Raw genomic sequence first — 18,801 nt, 5'->3', positions numbered from 1 at the left:
TTCCCCCTATTAAGACTTTTTCTTGCCTACCTGTGGTATATGGTGGTCGCTAGTAGCCACATGGATTACGGATGGCTCGGTATAAAATTCGAAGGCATAATGCCCCCCTTCCCTTCCTATCCCGCTCGCCTTTGTTCCTCCAAAGGGGATGCGCAGATCCCTGGTGTTATGGGAGTTAATCCAGACCATGCCTGCCTCTGCTGCCTGGGCTACACGATGGGCACGTTTAATATCATTCGTCCACACAAAGGCAGCCAGGCCATATTTCACATCATTCGCCAATGCGATGGCTTCTTCTTCCTCTTCAAATTCGAGGACAGCCATGACAGGGCCGAATATTTCCTCTTGGCACACCTTCATATCGTTTTTGGCATTCAGCAAAACTGTCGGCGGAACGTAATTCCCCTGCTTGTATGCTTCAGGAACCGTTCCCTGATAAACAGCACAGCCTTCTTCCTTTGCCAGTTCAATATATGAATTCACTTTTTCATAATGAGCTTCCTCGATCAATGGCCCTAATTCCGTGTCTGGATCAAGCGGATCGCCTATCCTGATATGGTCTACCCGCTCCTTCAGTTTTTTGATGAATGTTTCTTTTATGGAGGTATGAAGGAAAACCCGGGAATTGGACGTGCAGCGTTCGCCATTAAAAGAGAATATCCCCCATAGGGCGGCATCGAGCGCCCTTTCCACATCGGCATCGCCGAACACGATAAACGGTGATTTCCCGCCAAGCTCCATAGATGTTTTCTTTAACGATACAGCGGCATTTTTTATAATTTCTGTTCCTGTTACAGTTTCGCCAGTAAATGAAATCGCCTTTACATCAGGATGTGAAACAAGTGCCGCACCAGCCTGTTCACCAAAACCGTGAACAACATTGAAAACGCCTTTCGGCAATCCAGCCTTCTCGATCAATTGAGCCAGTTTATTGGCTGTTAAGGGAGAAAGTTCTGCCGGTTTAAGCACCACCGTATTCCCGGTAGCAAGCGCCGGTGCCACTTTCCACGTTTCCAGCATGAAAGGTGCATTCCAAGGTGTGATTAAACCAACGACACCCAACGGTTTATAAACCGTATAATTAATGAATTCACTGTCAACCTGATAGGCCTCTCCATGAAGCTTGCTCTCCACCATCGAAGCATAGAAACGGAAATTGGCTGCTGCACGTGCCGCCTGCTTTCTCGTCTGGCTTATTGGAAGCCCTGTATCCAATGATTCTAAATAGGCGATTTCTTCGATTTCACCCTCAATGGCATCAGCAATTGCTTCCATATACGAAAGCCTCTTTGCAAGCTTCAAATGTTTCCAAGATTCATTAAAGGCTCTTTTGGCAGCCGATACAGCCTCGTCAATATCCTCCTTGCCGCCGCTTGCCACTTCATTGATCACTTTTTTTGAGTATGGGTTCCTGTTGCTAAAGGTTTCCCCAGACTTGGCCGGTACGAACTGGCCGTTTATATACATCTGTACATCTTCTGTTTGCTGATGCGATTTTTTATCGGCTGTCAAATGGTCTTGCATGTTTGCCACCTCTTTATTTAGGTTTCAGTTTTTTACGATTGGGTCATTGCCTTATCCGCCAAATGTACATGGGTTTTTAAGATCCGTTCGATTTCATCCTGGATTTCCTTCTTAGGGACATCCATCGGCATGCGGAGAACCGGCTTGATTTTGCCCATCATTCCAAGCGCTGCTTTCACAGGTGCTGGATTCGTATCCGTAAACAGAACATCATTCAATTCCATCAAGTCAAAATGAAGGTCAAGCGCCTTTTGGATGTCTCCTTCAATCCATGCATCATATATCGCTGCAACCTTGTCGGGAACAATATTCGCAGTTGCTGATATATGCCCGGCCCCTCCGATGGCAAGCATCGGGTAGCAAAGAAGCTCAATTCCCGAATAGAGGTTGAAATCCCTGCCGCATTTCAGGAGTACACGATTGACATGCTCGAAATCCTTGTTCGATTCCTTTACACCGATGATGTTCGGGCAGCTTTGTTTTAAACGTGCCATAGTGTCGGCTTCCAGATTGACACCGGTCCGCCCGGGGATATTATAGAGGATGATTGGCAATTCAACGGAGTCCGCCACCGCTTTGAAATGTTTGAAGAGTGCGTGCTGTGAAGGTTTATTGTAGTAAGGTACGATGACCAAGGCTGCATCGGCTCCCATTTCCTCTGCTTTTTTTGTCAAATGGAGTGTTTCCTGATGATTCGTAGAGCCTGTTCCTGGCACGAACGGAACACGTCCATTGATGGCTGCTTTAGCTGTTTGCATCACTTTAATCCGTTCCTCAACCGTCAAGGAACTAGGTTCGCCAGTCGTCCCTGTTACAGAGATACCATGGCTGCCACTCGCAATATGCCACTCTATCAATGCCTCAAAGGAAGGAAAATCAATGCTTCCATCCTCATGGAACGGTGTAATGACCGGAGCAATCGACCCTCTCAGTTTTTTCTTTGCCTCAGAATACCTTTCCATTTCACTTCCCGCCTTTCATTTGTTTCAAATATACAATTGTAAATTTTTTACTGAAAACCCTTCCATTATCAATGTACCATGTGATAAGGTATATAAAAAATATTGATAATATTCCTTTTCCATATGAAAAACATATGAAACTTTCAGGAGGATGATAAATGGACATTAGACAGCTTCATTACTTTTGTACCATTGTCCAGGAAGGGCAGATCACCCGTGCAGCGAAAAAACTGCATATGGCACAGCCCCCTCTCAGCCAGCAGCTGAAACAATTGGAGGCTGAGCTTGGCGTTAAACTGTTCGAAAGAATCGGCAGGAATCTGGAGCTGACGAATTCGGGGAGGGTCCTTTATGAAAAGGCGAGGTTCATTCTCGAGCAAGTCTCCGAAGCAAAATCAGAAGTAAAGGAAACGGATGCCGGCATACAAGGTGTTCTCAGTATCGGTGCAAGCAAATCCTGCTTTTCCTATCTGCCGCAGCGTATGAAAATCTTCCACGATCACTATCCTCTAGTCACCTATCGCCTGCGCGAGGGAGATACATCCTATATTAGCCAGCTACTGAAGAACCGTGATATTGAATTAGGCATTATCCGACTGCCTATCGAATTGGACAATCTCCATATGATTTCATTTCCCTTGGAGCCTTATATGCTGGTCATCCCGGCAGCTTGGAAGGATCATGCCCAAGGGAAGACCAGCATAAAAATGAACAGAATTAAACAGATGCCTCTATTATTGCTTCACCGGATTAATGGCAAGGGCCAATTCGAAGTTGTCGTGGATGAATGCAGAAGGCATGGATTCGAGCCCTCCATCATCGGTGAATGCCCCGATGCCTCCATCCTGCTTTCACTCGTTTCTGCCGGCATCGGTGCCACCATCGTCCCAAAATCGACCCTTCTTTCCTTCCAGCTGGAAAACACCATTGTTCTTGAACTGGAAGACGCCCACATAATGGCTGAAGCTGCGCTCGTTTGGCTTAAGGACCGCTACATCAGTAAAAGTACACAACGCTTTATTGAACTATTCCGCACAATGCCTTCATCTTCGCTGTCCAATTAAATGTATATATAGCCCTAATGACTTTAAAAGGAGTGATTTTTTTGAGCAATGCATTTGTCCGCTTAAATGGATTCAAAGAAGAAAGATGCATAACCATTTTTCCCGGAACGAATGAACTGGCCCTTGAAACAGGTATGGCATCGGCTTCTGGAGTAATGCTGCAACCGCCTGTAGAGGGAACTGTATACGGGACACTATTAAACTACAAGGGAGAATATGAATCCCTCCAGCCTAAAATGGGTTCAAAGCCTTATCAGTCACCTCCTAAAGCACCCATCCTGTATATCAAACCCAGAAATACAGTAATCGGCCATAACTGTGATATTCCGTTGCCTTCCGATTATGAAGAAGTACAAATCGGCGCCGCTCTCGGAATTGTCTTCGGGAAAACGGCCAGCAAGATTAAGAAGGAGGAAGCGCTAAACTTTATAAAAGGGTATACGATCGTGAACGATGTCAGTATCCCCCACGATAGCTATTACCGTCCGGCAATCAAGCAGAAAGCAAGGGATGGCTTCTGCCCTGTAGGCCCTTGGATCATCGATGCACATTCTTTGGCTGATCCAAATAATGTCTCCATCACCGTGACGGTCAATCAAGAAATCAGGCAGCAAAACCATACATCCAATCTCATCCGTCCTGTTGAACAGCTGCTTGAGGACGTCACAGAGTTCATGACATTGGCGGAGGGTGACATACTGCTTGTCGGCATTCCTGAAAACCAGCCCATCGCCCGTGACGGCGACATGATTGAGATTGAAATCGAAGGCATAGGTACATTGCAAAACTATCTTTTGCATAAACAACCAATGGGCAACAAGGAGGCAAAAGGATGAAACAGGCAAGAGTTATGTATAATGGCTACCGTTATACAGCCATTGAAGAAGACGGCATGCTTCTTCTTCCTAATGGCAATAAAGTAAATGAGGAAGACGTTGTTTGGCTTCCTCCGGTTGAACCACGGACGGTTCTCGCACTTGGATTGAACTATGCCGACCACGCAAAGGAACTGGCATTCAATGCCCCTGCTGAGCCGTTAATTTTCTTGAAGGGCCCTAACACATTCATTGGCCACCGGGGAATAACATACCGTCCGAATGATGCGGCCAATATGCACTATGAATGCGAGTTGGCGGTTGTCATTGGCAGACAGGCACGCGATGTAAAGGCAGAGGATGCCTATCAATATATTGCAGGGTACACAATCGCCAATGACTATGCCATTCGTGATTATCTAGAAAACTATTATCGGCCGAATTTGCGTGTCAAAAATAGAGATGGCTGCACACCAATCGGTCCTTGGCTTGTGGATAGAGATGATATCGAAGATCCAATGAATCTTACTTTAAAGACGTTTATCAATGGTAAACAGACTCAGGAAGGTTCAACAAAGGATATGATCTTCACCATACCTCGCTTGATCGAATATATCAGTTCATTCATGACGCTGAACAAGGATGATATCATTTTGACGGGAACACCCGAGGGCTTGGCAGATACAAAATCCGGAGATGTTGTCGTGACAGAAATAGAAGGAATCGGTGCATTGATGAATACAATTGCTGCTGAATAACAAGGAGGTCACTATGCCCCATTTTATTGTGGAATATACAAACAATATCAAAACGGAAGCTTATATTCCGGAACTGCTCAAAAAAGTAAATCTGATCCTTATGGAAAACGCCGATATATTTCCGAAAGGAGGCATCCGTTCGCGCGCAATCGGACTGGAGGACTATTGCATTGCAGACGGAAAGGAAGACGACGCCTTCGTGCATGCTACGTTCAAAATGGGTGCAGGCCGGACCGAGGAACAGAAAAAGAAAGTATGTAATGAACTTTTCAATATGATGTGCACACACTTTGAAGGTCTGTTTACTGACAGGTATTTGGCCCTCTCGATGGAAATCGCTGAATTCAGTGAGTCAGGCACCTATAAGAAAAACAACATTCATTCACGTTTTTCCAAGTAAAAAAGACACACCTTTCTCAAAACATTCCATCAGCTTGGCTGCAAAAAGGCCGAGCAAAATCGCGGCACCGCAAAAGTTAGAATCCACTATAACTTTTGCGGTGTTTATTTATGAATGACTAAAGAGAGTATACTATTAGTTTCAGAATGAAGGATTATTTCTGACCTTTATATTTCACCCACCCCTTTTTCAAAATCACGATTAAAACAGCAATGAATGTAAGAATGAGAGAATATCTGATTAGCATAAAAAAATAGTCTGGATATGTATAAGCTTCACTTGAATACATGCCAGTAACATCTTTTGTCACTCTCACTCTATCTACCAAAACCAGCATGATTGAGAAAGAAACGACAAATGTATAGAGAGCTGTTTTTACCAAGAGTTTCTCCATTAAGATCCCCCCAAATAGAATGTATGTATAATTTTACCACAAATATCATTCCATCTTTTCCGGAACTGCCAAAATCATAGATAAAAGTCAAAAAGGCGACCCCATTTGAGGGATCACCTTTTGTCGTTTCGATATAAAACGAATCGTTACAAACATGAATACATAAACATGCAGCCGCCAGACAGTTGATTTACCTATCTGGAGAGTCTATCAGATGGCTTTTTTCTTATTTCAATCGACTGTCGGAACCATTGGAAAAATTCATTTGCCTCTTCTGCAGACAAATCTTTCAATTCGTTGACCCTGATCGGCTTCGCCCGATTGTTGAATTCAATAGTGGCTACATGAAACAGACGTTGAAGCCAGGAATGTCGGACCTCGATTTCCTGTATCTTTTCTACTCTTGTCAGGAACGTTTCGTTTGTAAAGCCGCCTTTTCTGATTTGCATGAATGCCCCATTCTGACTGTAACCCGTCCACATAAAATCAAGCACACGCGATATGATCGCTAACATGAATAACACACCCGGTATCCAAAGCCATGCCGGGAACCAAATCCCTGTAATCGCCAAAGCAATAAACGTCACATAGTACGGCCTTAATAGGCGCAGCCAGAGGATTTTCTTCGGCAGCGTCAACATATCTTCTTCTATTTCATACATGGGCAACAACTCATTGACGAGCTTATATGCCTCATTCTTCGGCATAAAGGGATATAAGGAATTTGTTTCATTGTCATCATTTCCCGTATTCCCTGCAGAAATCATTTTAATCTCAGCCATGCCGAACAGTCGCTTTAATAAGGATTGGCGGATTTCAATGGCCTGCACCCGATCCTTTTGAATCGAGAAAGAACTGTAGCGCAGCATCCCCTTTTGCAGGTAAATGCGCTCCTTATCGCTGGAAATCTCATAATTGCCATATTTGATCAACGTCTGCACAAAGCCGATAATCGACGATAACATCAATGCAATGATTGCCAACGGGACTAAAAACCAGAGATGCTGTCCAAAATAAGCAAAAACGGATTCAGCCTTTTGGTCTAAGTCAACGATGTCAGCCACCTTCGAATAAATTGCTAGAAGGATGGGGAAAATGGCCAAGAAGCTTAAGGAAGTAAACGACGCTTTCACATTATCCTTCATCGTCGACCTGAACAGGATGGCTGCTTCAGGCTTTTGAGGCTGATTTTCCACACCGTTCCCTTCAAGCATAAGAAGATATTCCATGATTTTTTCATATTCATTCTTTGAAATGACCTTAAACTCGATGGAAGATTCGCCTGCCGTCGTTCCTGTCTCAATCGTCAGCGATGTTAAGCCTAATAATCGGTGGAGAATATTCGTCTGGGTATGTTGGTTTTGGATTTTATCAATAGGCACTGTTCTTTCCTTCCGTACAAAAACACCCTCATAAAAAACAATAACCTGTTTCTTGAATGCATATTGCAGCCTTGTCCATTTCAGAAAGATGTAGATGGCCATCCAAAGAGACAGAAGAATATATCCATATTTAGCCCACAAAACCCACCCGGTATTTTCATCAAACCGGAAAATGAACAAAAACAGAATAATGAAGAAGGTGCCTTTCACGTAAGACCACATTTCAAACAGCATCCAAGCAGGATGGAATCTATGCCTTTCGTTCATCATGTTCAGCTTTCTCCTCTTCGAATTCATCCTTCACCTTCGCATAACGGGCAATCTGATGGGTAAGGGCAATGGCTTCCTCTTCCATTATGGCTGGAATGGTATGGATGGAAGCCGTTGTCCCGATATTCACATTATATAAGTGATACTTTCTCAAAAAAGGGCCTTGGGAAGTTGATACATACTCTACCTTTGTCATGGGGAGCAATGTATTTTCCTCAATCAGATGCCCGTTTTTCAGATGAATAAACTCTTCATTGATTTCATAACGCCACGTCTTATGTAAATAATAGGGCTTAAAAACAATCTCGTATACACCAAACAGACTATTAATCGCTATCGCGATATATATAATAATGCCAATCCAATCATACCAATGATACGTATGATCGAAGAATAATAATGCGCTAAGCGCGAACGTCCAAAGGATAAAAGAAAGGGTACCGGTAAGACGCCATACAGCTACTGCTTTCTTAGAAATTCGCCTCGTCGGCTCTGGTATGTCCAAATACATATATTGTCACCTCTTCTACTATTTACGTCTTACTGATATGAAAGTTTCATATAAAGTAAATATTTATTCTATTATTATAACGGTTTTTGTACAATTCCTTTTTCAAAAGAACCTATGAAAAATAAATATATGGCTAGAAGCATATTGATTAAATAGCCTTGCTCGGTTATGATGTGATTGAATTTCAAAAAATTCAAAATATCGGAAGAATGGAGGTTCAATGCATGGCAAAAAGAAAGGAGAGGTTATACAATGAATAAAAAATGGCTATCCATTCTGATTTGGGCTGTCATTTCCGTTGCCGGCGGCGCCGCATTTGCCCTTTTGGCCCTTGCGAACGGGGAAACGATATCCGCTGCTTGGCTTTTGATCGCTGCTGTCTGCACATATGCAGTTGCTTACCGCTTTTATAGTAAATTCATATCTTATAAATTGTTTAAATTAGATGACCAACGTGCAACGCCTGCAGAAATCAATGACGACGGCAAGGATTTTGTGCCGACCAATAAATGGGTCTTGTTCGGACACCATTTTGCGGCGATAGCTGGTGCCGGGCCGCTTGTAGGGCCGATCCTGGCCGCGCAAATGGGGTACTTGCCCGGCACATTATGGATCATTATAGGTGTTGTTCTCGCTGGAGCCGTCCAGGATTCAGTCATTTTGATGGCTTCTATGCGCCGAAATGGCAATTCGCTCGGCCAAATGGCCAAGGAAGAAGTCGGTGCATTTGGTGGAATCATTGCTTCCCTTGGCATCCTCGTCATTATGATGATTTTATTGGCTGTTTTAGCTCTTGTCGTTGTGAAAGCGCTTGCGGGTTCCCCGTGGGGTGTTTTTACTATTGCTGCAACCATCCCAATCGCCTTCCTCATGGGCATTTACATGCGCTTCATCCGCCCGGGCAAAATACTGGAGGGCTCTATTATCGGTTTCATTTTACTGATGCTTGCTTTATGGGGCGGCCAACATGTAGCTGAAACCCCTGAATTGGCAAAAATATTCACATTTACTGGCGCCCAGTTGGCGATCATGATCGGCATATACGGATTTGTCGCGTCTATTCTGCCTGTTTGGCTATTGCTTGCCCCACGGGATTATTTAAGCTCATTTCTGAAAGTGGGCGTCATTTTCCTATTGGCTGCCGGTATTCTTATTGTACTGCCCGATTTGCATATGCCAAAAATCAGTACATTCATCGACGGTTCAGGACCTGTATTCGCCGGAAATCTATTTCCGTTCCTATTCATAACAATCGCCTGCGGTGCTGTTTCCGGATTCCACTCGCTTGTTTCATCGGGTACAACGCCTAAAATGATTGAAAAAGAAAGCCATGCCCGCTTCATTGGCTTTGGGGGAATGTTGATGGAATCAGGAGTTGCCATTATGGCATTGATCGCGGCCTGTTCCTTGCATCCCGGCCTGTATTTTGCCATGAATGCTCCTGCAGCTGCCATCGGAACAGATGCAGCCCAAGCAGCTTCTGTCATCTCTAACTGGGGATTCACCGTCACTCCCCAGGAAATAACGAATGCGGCGAAAGATATTGGCGAAACGACCATTATGTCAAGAACTGGAGGTGCCCCTACCCTTGCAGTGGGGATGGCTGAAATCTTCACCAGCTTCCTTGCAGGAGCCAAAGCCTTTTGGTATCACTTTGCTATCCTGTTCGAAGCCTTATTCATACTAACGACCATCGATGCAGGCACTCGGATTGGACGATTCATGCTTCAAGATCTGGTCGGCAACTTCTATAAGCCTTTTGCCAAAACAAATAATCTGTTTGCCAACATCATCGCTTCCGCTCTGATCACAGTCGGCTGGGCGTACATCACCTACCAAGGGGCTATCGATCCATTCGGAGGCATCAACTCACTATGGGCCTTATTCGGGATCAGCAACCAAATGCTCGCCGCCATCGCTCTCGCAGTTGCGACCACAATCCTCATTAAGATGGGCAAGGCAAGGCATTCCTGGGTCACACTTATTCCCTTTGTCTTTCTTACCGTTACGACGTTGACAGCCGCTTTCATGAAGCTCTTCTCCAGTGTACCCGCCATCGGCTTCTTCTCACATGCAAAAATCTATCAGGATGGCATCGATGCAGGCAAAGTCGTCGCCCCTGCGACAGATATGGATGTCATGAAACAGATTGTATTCAATGACCGGATGGACGCCATTTTAACGATTGTGTTCATTGCAATCGTCCTATTGATGACCATCGCCTCGTTTAAAGTATGGTATCAAATCCTAGTGAAGAAAAAGAAACCAGTCCTGCACGAAACGCCATTCGTCCAATCACAAATGAACAATACAGGCATTGGAGGGTAAAAAATGCTGAAACTGAAGCAATTTCTAAAAAAAACAAGCTATAGCATAAAAGTCATCTTCGGGCTCCCTAATTATGAATTATATCTTAACCATCAAAAGAGGAAGCATCCCAACAAGTCTGTCATGAGCGAAAAGGAATACTATCTGTATGCCTTGAAAGAACGGTATGAAAGCGGCAAAGTGAACCGCTGCTGTTAATCAAGAAAGCCATCCGGATACATACGGATGGTTTTCTTCTGCATAATTTCACTTTGCTATAATCAATCTGGGATATATAATGAGGAAGTGAACCAAAAGGAGGAATAATAAATGAAACAAACTGCTCTCCATCAATGGCACAAAGAGCATAATAAACGAATAACAGAATTTCACACAAAACACGAAATTGACATTCAACGTGGTGAAAATGGGACCGGTTTGTTAGCTCAATGGGAACGTTTTTTTTATAACAAAGTACTTTCCCCTCTAAAGAATGCGAAATAATATCTGCCTATTAAATGAACTGTCATCCGAGTACAGTTCATTTTTGTTTCATAGTGTCTATTCAAATTAATATTATTAGAAAAAGACATAACTATATTTAAACAATTTTATCCAATCTTTATTGAACTTCTTGCCAAGTAGCTACATTAGAAAAAGACCATCAAATGATAGCCATGATCTACTGCTAAATAAGCTGATGGTTTAAAGAATTACGCCTGATACATCTCCTTTCAATACTTCTTTTTCATTCTGATTTTTACATATAAACGATGCAACGAAAGACGTTCTTTTATTATCTCGCTTTTCGTATTTCTCAATTTTAACTTTACAAACGATTGTATCTCCCGTAAAAACCGGTCTTAAAAATTCAAAACTGGTACTACGAGCTAGTACGTTATTATCTCCAGCTATTTTTGTTGGTAACGTTGCTGTTAATAATCCCTGAATGACAAGCCTTCCTTGTTCATCAGGGGTTATATGGTGAATTCCTTCATCACCTGAAATCTCCGTAAATAATTCAACATCCCTTACCGTAAAAGTTCGTTCAAATGTAATTATGTCTCCCACTTTCAATGACATTTTTACTCCTCCCGATTTCTATGTAAAGATTACACCACTATTAGACCTCAGATGGTCATGTATTCTACACTAACTTCCAAAACCCTTCTACTACTATCCTGCACCGTTAGCAGCATAAAAAAGAAACGGATTACAGAGTAATGCGAGATCTGTGTATCCTTATAGGATCATCGTTACTATTAGTTTAGGTGTAATTATTTTCAGTTTCTATTAATTATCTTTTTTTGATTTCATGAACTCCATCGTTTTTCTGAATAGAAGGGGTTGAATTTCCGCATATGTTAGATTCCCTGGGAGCATTTCAAAAAAACTCACTTCACTAATTTCCGATTCAGGCAACTGGTCTAACTCGATTATCTTTGAGAAAAATAGCCTTCCAAATAGTTTTTCAGAAGAATCATTTATACAATAGTCATAAAGTGGGATGATTTCTCCCCTTACAGCACCTGTTTCTTCAAACAACTCCCTTTTTGCTGTTTTCATAATATCTTCACCTATTTCTCTATGGCCACCTGGGATTTCCCAAGTCATTCGATCTTTATGCCTAACAAATACCCATTTATTCTGATAAATGGCACTAATGACCGCAAACCTAAGTTCTTCTTCCTTTATAGTACCTATCTCATAAAAAACAAGATTCATAAAAATTCACCTAATTTCGATTAAATTGAAGAGTTTTTGCACTTCCATTAAAAGGAATCAACTTAACCCTTATCAATAAAACAAAATGGTCCTTTCGGATGACATAAAGCCTTATGCCGCTGACTTGCACCGTTAGCAAGAAAAAACCGTCTAAAAAACAGCTCAGTTCGTATGCTATTGTGGATATATATAAGGACAGCTAAGACAATCGTATTCTTTTACGAACAATATAAAACCAGATTAGCTGTATGATAAGGATAAACACAAAGGCAATACCCCAAATAATAAATGTAATTATTCTTATTTCAGGAGTTTGAACAGCCCCTGCACCATCCTCTTGTCTTGTTCCAATAATGATAGCAAGTATAGTAAAAATGACTAACCAAAAAACATTTACAACCCACCAGATTTTCACTCTCTTACACCTCCTTTCTCCCATTCCTATACATATAACAATACAGTAAAATAATGGAAAATATCAATTTTCCCATTAAATATATCAATTTCCCGCACTGGTAGCAGCATAATAATAAAAGTAGCAAACAAAACACAGCTACGTTTACAGATCCTACTGCTCTGACAGCTTTTTCTTTGCCAATTATAAACGGCACATTCGTATAGGAATATGGGACAAAGCATTCCACACTCCTCACTGCTTGTTGAAATGCTGTTCCATTATACGTATAGGGCAATGTGAATATCTAAGTTAATATCTTAGATTAATTTCTAAATATAGAAATTGTTCTATTCAAGTCTTTATGAACTAGATGAACCACTCCACGATTACAACCTTTAAAACCATCCTGAATTAGAAATCAAACAATTCAGATAACAAAAAAAGACTGCTCAATGACAGTCTTGCACTATAATTCCATCTGTTACTTTTCTGATTATATTCATCCAACAACTAACTATTAGATTAGACATCAGAACTAATAGTTGGTTAATACGTTATTTATTTATAATCGTTAGTCCCATATCATAGGACGTTCAATACCCATAGTTCTAATATAGTCTAACAACTGGCCTGTATGGACAGATTCGTGGTAAGCAATGCGTAATAACATATCTCCAAGTGTTCTAACATAACCTACATTAGAGCGGTCTATTTCGATATTCTCTAAATCACTTATGCTTACTGTCTTAAGGTATTTCAAGAAATTATCTCGATATGGCTGTGCGAATGCAAGTTCATTGTCTACCGTTGTAAATGCTTTGTCTTCAAAAGGATTAGATAGATTAGCTAAAGCGTTACTGCCTCTTCCTATAAGAATTTGGTGATAAAGAAACTCTCCTTCAAGTAAATGCCTAATCATTTCAGCACAGGTAAGAGCATTTTCATCAGGTTTCCAATTTAACATTTCTTCGGGGATGGCTTTCCAAACTTTTATACTTCTGCGTCTAACTTCTTCAAAATGTAAAATGATTAAATCCATTGCATTCATTTTAATCTCACCCCCTTTGCTTTAAACAATAAGTAAATAGTATCCATCCTATTTTTATATATTTAATATCTTTACCTCAAGAGTTATAGGATCTTTCTTCATTTCCGAGAGACTCCATCTATATTTTTAATCGCCAACATCGAATTATCCTGTATGATGCCTGTATCTACGAAACCACACGCCGTGTATAATGCTTTAGCTTTGATATTACTTGTTCGATAAAAGAGGGTTATATATTCTGCTTCTCCATCAGGCATTGTTTCAATATCCTTCAACATTTTTTCAAGGGCTCGTTTGCCATATCCAGTCCCCTGATAACTCTTTTCAATCATAATATGCCAAATAAAATAGCTCTTCTTTCCGTAGAAAACTTCGTTTACAAATGATTCATGATTCAACGTATCATAAATATACATTATAAATCCAACCGCAACTTCATTATCATAAATGGCAAAGGGTTTCGCTGGTATTCCATCTGCGTTCAACATATGAGAGTCTGCAATGCTTCTGAGGTTAGTAGTATTTATTAAGTCTTTCTGGTTTTCTCCAACTTCAAGTGCTATTACTTCATCTATGTTATCTCCGGTTATTTTTCGAAATTCAATCATTTTTTTATTTCCTCTCCTATGACAAACCACTTCAAACATAAGCTATAAGATTCCAAATGTCATTTCCATTATTCCTAAAATAGGGTACTCAAAACAATTACTAAAGCTACACTCTACTACTCCTACTTCAATACATATATTAATTCTTTCAAGAATAGACAAATCCTTCTTTTGCAAATCTGCAACGGTGGCAAAAAAGAAACGTTAACTAACTATCCTTCTTATGAATCTTTTTATATATAATCAGACTTGCTAAGAAAAAACCAAGCCTACAACAGCGTGTTAATCTATTAAAATGAAAATAGACTATATACCAATAAAACGGCCATGCTCAATTAAGCGGCGTAAGCAAAGCAATGATTGGACAGATTGAGAGAGGAGACTCAAGCCCTACAATAACCACCATTGGAAAATAGCCAATGGGCTGAAGGTTTTAATTAATGTCCCCAAATCTGAAACTGAAGTCATTGAAAGAAGCAGAATACATCCCTTGCTCGACGATGGAGGAAGATACAGAGTGTATCCATCCTTTCCCTTTCAAGAAGAGCGACGTTTTGAACACTGTTATTCTTTTTAGACATTATAATTATGGATATAAACCGGACATCTTTCACGTTTTGGGATAGGCTAACAGATCCTTTTAATGGATAACCCAATAGACATTCCCTTCATTACTTCTAATTCATTGATTCTCTTTCGAAATATTGAGTTTTTTCATATGATATTGAAGGCTTTGCCTCTTAATACCTAGTAGTTTAGCTGCTTTTGAGATATTCCAATCACTTTGCTCTAACGTTGTTTTGATGAAATGCTCCTGGGGCTTTTTGAATAGTTCCTTGAATGGAGTGGTTACTTCTTTGCGGGGCACTGTTTGTCCGATGATTTTCCGCCTAATATATGCTGGCAGATGTTCCACTTCTATGACTTCATCATTCTCTTTAACGCGGATCATGATGTTTTCAACTAAATGTTCTAACTCCCGTGTATTTCCTGGCCATGGATATTCAATCAATAGGGAAAGTAATGGTTTTGACAGTTTCGGGATGAACTTGGAGAAAGTTTTACTATAGGTCTTAAGGAAATAATCCAAATAATAGGGAATATCTTCTGTTCTCTCTCTTAGTGGCGGCAAATAAAGGGTTGAATGAGCAATCCGATAAAACAAGTCGAGCCTCATCCGCTCTTCAGCGATTAAGACCTCCGGATCTTCATTGGTTGAACTGAGGACTGTACATGTAATGGGTATATCTTCATGCGCACCAATTTTCCGGATTGTTTTTTCTTGCAAAACTCTCATAAGTTTCGATTGAAGACTCATTGGCATTGAATTGATTTCATCTAAAAACAATGTTCCATCCTTAGCGTATTCAAATAATCCTGCTTGATTGATGGCTCCAGTGAAAGCCCCCTTAACAGTCCCGAATAATGTACTTTCCAGAAGGTTTTCAGGTATGGCCGCACAATTGATGGCAACAAAAGGACTTGCACAGCGCGAACTGTGATTATGCATGCTTTGTGCAAATAATTCCTTGCCGGTCCCTGTTTCCCCAACAATCAGGACATTCGTATTATGAACGGCAATTGCCTGAGCTTCCTGTATGACATTTTTCAGCATCATGCTTTTTCCTTTAATATGATTAAATGTAAAAATGGTTCCATTATCGATTTTTTTACCATCACTTTCTTCCTGCGTTCGATTCCTTTTCAGCTCAATAGTTTGATGCAATAAATCCTTTAATTTCGACTCGTTTGTGCTAATCGAAAAAACCGCAATCGTCTCCTCCTCTTTTTTTATAGGATAGGTGCTGTAATTAACATATCTCGGCACACCATTAATTTTGGAATGGGCCCGATACCGCGATAGGATGGGTTTGCCCGTTTTTAATGTGTGCTGGTGCTCCGAATATTGAGGATTATAATTATAGACTGACCATAAGTGCTTTCCCAATAGTTCCTGGCTATTCAGCCCTTCCATTTTTTCCTGTGCATTATTATATAAAACCATTCTTCCGCTATAATCGCTCATCATGACACCTTCATCGAGAGAGTCCATTATTCTTTCCAAACAGTATAGGCGGTTTTTAGCATTAACGGTTATATCAGTGGCATCCTCAATACATAGAACAATGAATCGGCCTTCAAACACAAATTCCTTCATTTCCACAAACATTTTTTTGTTTCCAATCGTAAGAGGTGTTTTATCATTGAACATCAAAGGCATCTCTATACAAGCCAAGATTTCATTTATCGTCTGCAAAGGAAGCTCCTCCGAGAGGTCATACCACATCACATCGAAATGCTCATTCAACACAATTACCCCATCTACAAAATCTCTGATCAATTGACCAATAGAAGATTCAAGCATGGTCTTACCTCCTTCTGCTTTGTTTATTCTCTTACTATATCACCATTTATAAATTAACTGAATATTCAGTATGCAAATTATATCTGCATGCGTTTCACCCTTCCACTGCTTTTCATTTGTAGCATTGGTCAGACAACATGCAAAATACATCTGCACTACTAATCACTTATTTACTAAAACAAGAAAAACCGAATTTTCATCCTTCCTTCCCAATTTACCCATTATTGATGTGCACTTTATTTTTCCTCATGCAAAATGTATCTGCTTTTTTTATCTCCCTTTTAATGAATGTTGCTTATCTTGGAGCTTTTAAGTGCTCATTACATCACCGATTCACCTACTATTCGAGGAGTACAGGTACAGCGTTGCATATTTGGCAAGGAACTTGCAATTACCTTTACAAGTGCCAAAAAAAGAATGCTAGGAGGAAAAACAATGACAAAGCCTGACATTTTATATTCAGTGAAAGCACAAAGAGGCAGTACGCTGCGCTGCAAGGGATGGAGACAGGAATCCATACTGCGGATGCTGGAAAACAATATGGAAAATGCAGAAAAGCCTGAAGAACTAATTATTTATGGAGGGATCGGTAAAGCAGCCCGAAATTGGGAATCCTACCACGCTATTGTCCAATCATTGAAAGATTTAGAAGATGATGAAACTCTAGTCGTCCAATCAGGAATGCCTGTCGCTGTATTTAAAACCCATAAATACGCACCTACCGTTGTAATGGCAACCACCAATATTATGAAAGCGGATTGGCCTACCTTCTATGACCTCCAAGACAAAAATCTGACGATGTATGCAAACTATACAGCGGCTCCTTGGGAGTATATTGGAACACAGGGGGTAATCCAGGGAACATTTGAAACATTATCCGCGATTGCCCGGCTTCATTACAATGATTCTCTTGCCGGAAAAATCCTTTTGACGGCAGGAGCTGGCGGGATGGGAGGCAACCAAACAAGAGCAATGACCATGCATGGCGGCGTTGCCATTTTGTGCGATTCCAATAAAGCGATTATTGAGAGACGTATCGAAAAGGGATTTATAGATGTATGCGTAGACTCGTTGGATGAAGCGATCAATATGGCGAAACAATATGCAGCGGAAGGTAAGCCCCGTGGAATTGCTGTTACTGGAAATTCAGCCGATATTTTTGAAGAAGCGCTCCAAAAGGGCTTTCTTCCGGACATCACAACATCCATGACGCCTGCTCATGACCCTATTTCCTATTTGCCTGCCGGCTATTCAATCGAAGAAGCGGAAGAACTTCGCCAATCAGACCGTGATTTATATTTAAAAGAAGCCCGTTCCACTATGGTCAGAGAATTAAAAGCGTTGATTCGCTTTATGGACCTTGGCGTTCATTCATTTGAATACGGAACCAGTATACGAAAGGAATGCATGGATGCTGGCATGCCTGCAGGCGAGGCTAAGCGATTGCCTGGGTTTGTGGCTGAGTACCTGCGCCCCCTATTCTGCGAAGGAAGAGGACCATTCCGGTGGATTTGCCTTTCAGGAGAAGCAGAGGACTTGCGAAAAATAGATGACATGATTTTAGCAAAATTCAGTGATGACCTGCTTGTCACTCGTTGGATCACACTTGCAAAAGAGCATATTCCGATTGAAGCCTTGCCTGCCCGCATCTGTTATATGGGATTCGGCCAACGGAAAGCTTTCGCATTGGAGGTAAATGATATGATCCGCCGCGGCGAATTATCCGGACCGGTTGCCTTCTCACGCGATAATCTCGATTCCGGATCAATCGTCAATCCAACATTCGAGTCGGAAAACATGAAGGACGGTAGTGATCTAATCTCTGATTGGCCCGTCTTGAACGGTCTTCTGAATGCTGTGGGAATGTGTGATTTAATTGCCCTACAAGCGAATTACTCCATGGGGGAAGCAGTCCATACGGGTGTGACGATGATAGCGGATGGCACTGCAGAATCGGATATGAGGCTAGAAGTGGCAATGACAGTCGATTCAGGAATAGGCGTTGTCCGCCATGCCCAGGCAGGTTACGAAACAGCCCGTGCTGTAGCAAACGGCAAAGGAAAACTGACTTCCGAAAGTATCAGCATTCCTTTATGGTGGTCGCCAAACGCTACATTCGGCCCGGAAGATCGTACATTGAAGAAGGTCAAGAACTGATTGAACAAGGTGAGCATTTACAATCGCTCACCTTTCCCATAAGGCTTAATGGATGGAATAAGACGTATGATGGATAGGAGTGTTGAGCGTGGATAATGGAAACACTGAGTTGAT

The 18,801-nt window shown here is 41.4% G+C and carries 19 protein-coding genes and 1 pseudogene; 9 read left to right on the top strand and 11 right to left on the bottom strand.

Annotated features, from left to right (window positions below; translation table 11 throughout):
- Positions 1-9: 9 nt before the first annotated feature.
- Together hpaE and hpaI are read right to left on the bottom strand one after the other, a co-directional pair.
- Positions 10-1,524, bottom strand: coding sequence for a 5-carboxymethyl-2-hydroxymuconate semialdehyde dehydrogenase (hpaE, locus tag ABC357_RS06245; RefSeq protein WP_412886672.1), 1,515 nt, complete (start codon positions 1,522-1,524; stop codon positions 10-12).
- A 32-nt stretch (positions 1,525-1,556) separates the two neighbouring features.
- Positions 1,557-2,486, bottom strand: a complete 930-nt coding sequence (gene hpaI / locus ABC357_RS06240) for a 2,4-dihydroxyhept-2-ene-1,7-dioic acid aldolase (RefSeq protein ID WP_412886671.1) — start codon at positions 2,484-2,486, stop codon at positions 1,557-1,559.
- Between the two features lie 158 nt (positions 2,487-2,644).
- On the opposite strand from hpaI, the gene ABC357_RS06235 reads away from it, so the two are divergent.
- The 4 genes from ABC357_RS06235 to ABC357_RS06220 are packed head-to-tail and all read left to right on the top strand — an operon-like array spanning position 2,645 to position 5,523.
- The gene (locus ABC357_RS06235) at positions 2,645-3,550 is read left to right on the top strand and encodes a LysR family transcriptional regulator (protein ID WP_412886670.1); all 906 of its coding nucleotides are present in this window, start codon (positions 2,645-2,647) and stop codon (positions 3,548-3,550) included.
- Between the two features lie 32 nt (positions 3,551-3,582).
- The gene (locus tag ABC357_RS06230; protein WP_412888594.1) at positions 3,583-4,386 is read left to right on the top strand and encodes a fumarylacetoacetate hydrolase family protein; all 804 of its coding nucleotides are present in this window, start codon (positions 3,583-3,585) and stop codon (positions 4,384-4,386) included.
- Positions 4,383-5,123: a fumarylacetoacetate hydrolase family protein gene (locus ABC357_RS06225; RefSeq protein ID WP_412886669.1), complete on the top strand. Its 741-nt coding sequence runs from the start codon at positions 4,383-4,385 to the stop codon at positions 5,121-5,123. The genes ABC357_RS06230 and ABC357_RS06225 overlap by 4 nt, the downstream gene beginning before the upstream one ends.
- Positions 5,124-5,136: 13 nt before the next feature.
- Positions 5,137-5,523 (top strand): 5-carboxymethyl-2-hydroxymuconate Delta-isomerase, encoded by a 387-nt coding sequence (locus ABC357_RS06220; protein ID WP_412886668.1) that lies wholly within the window; start codon positions 5,137-5,139, stop codon positions 5,521-5,523.
- Between the two features lie 154 nt (positions 5,524-5,677).
- Here ABC357_RS06220 and ABC357_RS06215 read toward each other — a convergent pair whose 3' ends face one another.
- The 3 genes from ABC357_RS06215 to ABC357_RS06205 form a co-directional block, all read right to left on the bottom strand.
- On the bottom strand, positions 5,678-5,917 hold the full coding sequence (locus ABC357_RS06215) for a hypothetical protein (protein ID WP_412886667.1): 240 nt from the start codon (positions 5,915-5,917) through the stop codon (positions 5,678-5,680).
- Positions 5,918-6,111: 194 nt separating this feature from the next.
- The gene (locus tag ABC357_RS06210) at positions 6,112-7,569 is read right to left on the bottom strand and encodes a PH domain-containing protein (RefSeq protein ID WP_412886666.1); all 1,458 of its coding nucleotides are present in this window, start codon (positions 7,567-7,569) and stop codon (positions 6,112-6,114) included.
- On the bottom strand, positions 7,550-8,080 hold the full coding sequence (locus tag ABC357_RS06205; protein ID WP_412886665.1) for a PH domain-containing protein: 531 nt from the start codon (positions 8,078-8,080) through the stop codon (positions 7,550-7,552). The genes ABC357_RS06210 and ABC357_RS06205 overlap by 20 nt, the downstream gene beginning before the upstream one ends.
- Positions 8,081-8,332: 252 nt before the next feature.
- Here ABC357_RS06205 and ABC357_RS06200 point away from each other — a divergent pair, with 252 nt between their 5' ends.
- The 3 genes from ABC357_RS06200 (at position 8,333) to ABC357_RS06190 (ending at position 10,891) form a co-directional block, all read left to right on the top strand.
- The gene (locus ABC357_RS06200; protein ID WP_412886664.1) at positions 8,333-10,408 is read left to right on the top strand and encodes a carbon starvation CstA family protein; all 2,076 of its coding nucleotides are present in this window, start codon (positions 8,333-8,335) and stop codon (positions 10,406-10,408) included.
- A gap of 3 nt (positions 10,409-10,411) precedes the next feature.
- Positions 10,412-10,606, top strand: coding sequence for a YbdD/YjiX family protein (locus ABC357_RS06195; RefSeq protein ID WP_412886663.1), 195 nt, complete (start codon positions 10,412-10,414; stop codon positions 10,604-10,606).
- Positions 10,607-10,717: 111 nt separating this feature from the next.
- On the top strand, positions 10,718-10,891 hold the full coding sequence (locus ABC357_RS06190) for a hypothetical protein (protein WP_412886662.1): 174 nt from the start codon (positions 10,718-10,720) through the stop codon (positions 10,889-10,891).
- Between the two features lie 201 nt (positions 10,892-11,092).
- Here ABC357_RS06190 and ABC357_RS06185 read toward each other — a convergent pair whose 3' ends face one another.
- The 5 genes from ABC357_RS06185 to ABC357_RS06165 form a co-directional block, all read right to left on the bottom strand.
- Complete coding sequence (locus ABC357_RS06185) at positions 11,093-11,470, bottom strand: hotdog family protein (RefSeq protein ID WP_412886661.1); 378 nt, start codon at positions 11,468-11,470, stop codon at positions 11,093-11,095.
- A gap of 210 nt (positions 11,471-11,680) precedes the next feature.
- Positions 11,681-12,112, bottom strand: a complete 432-nt coding sequence (locus ABC357_RS06180) for an NUDIX hydrolase (protein WP_412886660.1) — start codon at positions 12,110-12,112, stop codon at positions 11,681-11,683.
- 199 nt (positions 12,113-12,311) lie between these two features.
- The gene (locus tag ABC357_RS06175; RefSeq protein ID WP_412886659.1) at positions 12,312-12,527 is read right to left on the bottom strand and encodes a DUF3923 family protein; all 216 of its coding nucleotides are present in this window, start codon (positions 12,525-12,527) and stop codon (positions 12,312-12,314) included.
- A 553-nt stretch (positions 12,528-13,080) separates the two neighbouring features.
- Positions 13,081-13,557, bottom strand: coding sequence for a DinB family protein (locus ABC357_RS06170; protein ID WP_412886658.1), 477 nt, complete (start codon positions 13,555-13,557; stop codon positions 13,081-13,083).
- A gap of 98 nt (positions 13,558-13,655) precedes the next feature.
- Positions 13,656-14,165, bottom strand: coding sequence for a GNAT family N-acetyltransferase (locus ABC357_RS06165; RefSeq protein WP_412886657.1), 510 nt, complete (start codon positions 14,163-14,165; stop codon positions 13,656-13,658).
- 329 nt (positions 14,166-14,494) lie between these two features.
- Here ABC357_RS06165 and ABC357_RS06160 point away from each other — a divergent pair.
- A pseudogene (locus ABC357_RS06160) lies at positions 14,495-14,724 on the top strand (helix-turn-helix domain-containing protein); the annotation flags it as partial.
- A gap of 123 nt (positions 14,725-14,847) precedes the next feature.
- Here the strand turns inward: ABC357_RS06160 and ABC357_RS06155 are convergent.
- Positions 14,848-16,530 carry a sigma-54 interaction domain-containing protein gene (locus ABC357_RS06155; RefSeq protein WP_412886656.1) on the bottom strand — a complete coding sequence of 561 codons (1,683 nt, stop codon included), beginning with the start codon at positions 16,528-16,530 and terminating at the stop codon, positions 14,848-14,850.
- A gap of 435 nt (positions 16,531-16,965) precedes the next feature.
- Here ABC357_RS06155 and hutU point away from each other — a divergent pair, with 435 nt between their 5' ends.
- Complete coding sequence (gene hutU / locus ABC357_RS06150; protein ID WP_412886655.1) at positions 16,966-18,687, top strand: N-tau-methylurocanate hydratase; 1,722 nt, start codon at positions 16,966-16,968, stop codon at positions 18,685-18,687.
- Positions 18,688-18,801: the final 114 nt, after the last annotated feature.

Origin of the sequence: Bacillus kalamii (genome assembly GCF_047238185.1) — a bacterium.
In the GTDB taxonomy this organism is placed as follows: Bacteria; Bacillota; Bacilli; order Bacillales; family DSM-1321; genus Bacillus_AD.
This window is presented reverse-complemented; position numbering and strand designations above follow the sequence as displayed.

Coding starts and splice junctions, on each gene's coding strand:
- ABC357_RS06170 (WP_412886658.1), bottom strand. CDS start 13,557: ATGAATGCAATGGATTTAATCATTTTACATTTTGAAGAAGTTAGACGC.
- ABC357_RS06205 (WP_412886665.1), bottom strand. CDS start 8,080: ATGTATTTGGACATACCAGAGCCGACGAGGCGAATTTCTAAGAAAGCA.
- ABC357_RS06190 (WP_412886662.1), top strand. CDS start 10,718: ATGAAACAAACTGCTCTCCATCAATGGCACAAAGAGCATAATAAACGA.
- ABC357_RS06155 (WP_412886656.1), bottom strand. CDS start 16,530: ATGCTTGAATCTTCTATTGGTCAATTGATCAGAGATTTTGTAGATGGG.
- ABC357_RS06200 (WP_412886664.1), top strand. CDS start 8,333: ATGAATAAAAAATGGCTATCCATTCTGATTTGGGCTGTCATTTCCGTT.
- ABC357_RS06210 (WP_412886666.1), bottom strand. CDS start 7,569: ATGATGAACGAAAGGCATAGATTCCATCCTGCTTGGATGCTGTTTGAA.
- ABC357_RS06225 (WP_412886669.1), top strand. CDS start 4,383: ATGAAACAGGCAAGAGTTATGTATAATGGCTACCGTTATACAGCCATT.
- ABC357_RS06180 (WP_412886660.1), bottom strand. CDS start 12,112: ATGAATCTTGTTTTTTATGAGATAGGTACTATAAAGGAAGAAGAACTT.
- ABC357_RS06215 (WP_412886667.1), bottom strand. CDS start 5,917: ATGGAGAAACTCTTGGTAAAAACAGCTCTCTATACATTTGTCGTTTCT.
- hutU (WP_412886655.1), top strand. CDS start 16,966: ATGACAAAGCCTGACATTTTATATTCAGTGAAAGCACAAAGAGGCAGT.
- ABC357_RS06195 (WP_412886663.1), top strand. CDS start 10,412: ATGCTGAAACTGAAGCAATTTCTAAAAAAAACAAGCTATAGCATAAAA.
- hpaE (WP_412886672.1), bottom strand. CDS start 1,524: ATGCAAGACCATTTGACAGCCGATAAAAAATCGCATCAGCAAACAGAA.
- ABC357_RS06165 (WP_412886657.1), bottom strand. CDS start 14,165: ATGATTGAATTTCGAAAAATAACCGGAGATAACATAGATGAAGTAATA.
- ABC357_RS06235 (WP_412886670.1), top strand. CDS start 2,645: ATGGACATTAGACAGCTTCATTACTTTTGTACCATTGTCCAGGAAGGG.
- hpaI (WP_412886671.1), bottom strand. CDS start 2,486: ATGGAAAGGTATTCTGAGGCAAAGAAAAAACTGAGAGGGTCGATTGCT.
- ABC357_RS06185 (WP_412886661.1), bottom strand. CDS start 11,470: ATGTCATTGAAAGTGGGAGACATAATTACATTTGAACGAACTTTTACG.
- ABC357_RS06220 (WP_412886668.1), top strand. CDS start 5,137: ATGCCCCATTTTATTGTGGAATATACAAACAATATCAAAACGGAAGCT.